Consider the following 1,621-nt stretch of genomic DNA (forward strand, 5'->3'; position numbering starts at 1 on the left):
CCTTGATTCTCATTTTCATTGCAACAGCCTCAGGACTCAGCGCAACGCGTTGCGCTGAGTCCTGAGGCGCGAATCCGGGTAGGCAACCCCAGAGGGGCCGGAATCCCCCGGCCCGCGATGGAGGGAGGCCGGCATGTCCAGACCCAAGCCGTCCGGAAGGTCGTACGGGAGGCTCACGAGGCACGAGAGGAACACGGTCGAGAGGATGCTCGACCGCAACCGCAGCGCTCGCGAGATCGCCGCGGAGCTCGGCAGGTCGCCCTCGACCGTGACCAGGGAGGTTGCGGCGCACCGCTACGTCACCGCGCCGCGCTCGCGCTACGGCGAGCCCGCGCCCGCGGACCTCTCGGGGGCCTGCCCCAGGCTCTCCGCGTGGCCGAGGTGCTGCAACGGCTGCTCGCACAGGAGGGGCTACGGCTGCTCGAGGAGGCCCAGGGTGTTCTACAGCGCCAGGAGGGCGCAGGAGGCGGCCGACGCCGAGCTCTCGGCGAGCAGGTCCGGGATCGACGAGACCGAGGAGGGCGCCGCCGCCAAGCTCGCGGCCATCAGGGACGGGCTCGCGCGCGGGCTCTCCCCGCAGCAGATAGCGGCGACGACCCCCGGGCTCAGCGCCTCCACCGTCTACAGGTGGGTGGACGCCGGCTACGACGGCATGACGAACATGGAGCTCAGGCGCAAGGTCGGCTACAGGCCGAGGTCGCGCCGGGCCCCGAAGAGGGCGACGTCCCACTCGTCGCGCAGGTCGCACGCGTCGTTCCTCGCGCTCGGCGAGGACGCCTGCGCCGCGGCCTGGGAGATGGACACCGTCGAGGGCTCCAGGGGCGACTCCGCCAGGCTCCTCACGCTCCTGCACCGCCCGAGCCGCTTCCAGCTGGCCCTGCCGCTGCCGGACGGCACGTGCGCCTCGGTCCTGGCGGCGCTCTCCTCCCTGCGCGGGGTCCTCGGCGAGGACGGCGCGAGGCGCGCCTTCGGCGCCGTGCTCACCGACAACGGGAGCGAGTTCGCCGACGAGGGCGCCATCGCGGCGCTGATCGGCGAGCGGGACGGCGAGACCAGGCTCTTCTACTGCGACCCCCGGCAGAGCCAGCAGAAGGGCGCGTGCGAGAAGAACCACGTGGAGATCAGGAAGCTGCTGCCCAAGGGCGCCGGGGCCAGGTTCGACCGGCTGACGGCGGCGGACTGCGCGCTGCTCATGTCGCAGGTGAACTCCGAGCCGAGGGGGGCGCTCGGGTTCCTGACGCCGGCGCGCGTGCTGCGGATGGCCCTCGGGGAGGACGCCTCCGCCCTCATGGACGCGCTCGGGATAGAGGAGCTGGCGCCCGGCGAGCTCGACCTCACGCCCGGCTGCATCGACAGGGCCAGGGCCGCGAGGGGCGAGGGGCCGCTGGCGGGATAGGCGGCGGGCCGGGACATGGGCCGGAAGGCCCGTTGCGCTGAGTCCGGAACGGCTGCGCGGCGGGCTGGCGGAGCATGCGGCGGCGGCATGGGGGCACCGGCCTCCATAGCCTCTCCACCTGCGGAAACGGTGCGACGGCCAGGTGCCGGGAGCTATTCCCGCGTTGCGCTAGCTGCGGAAACGCGGGGCCCGTTCAGGCTGTTGCGTTGAGATTGAAAATCAACC

The 1,621-nt window shown here is 72.5% G+C and carries 1 protein-coding gene; it reads left to right on the forward strand.

Annotated elements, in window-relative coordinates; all coding sequences use genetic code 11:
- The first annotated feature begins 133 nt into the window (after positions 1-133).
- Positions 134-1,396: an IS30 family transposase gene (locus DW796_RS10300; RefSeq protein ID WP_118095256.1), complete on the forward strand. Its 1,263-nt coding sequence runs from the start codon at positions 134-136 to the stop codon at positions 1,394-1,396.
- Positions 1,397-1,621: the final 225 nt, after the last annotated feature.

The organism is Collinsella sp. AM31-2AC (genome assembly GCF_003469285.1).
Classification (GTDB): domain Bacteria; phylum Actinomycetota; class Coriobacteriia; order Coriobacteriales; family Coriobacteriaceae; genus Collinsella; species Collinsella aerofaciens_AT.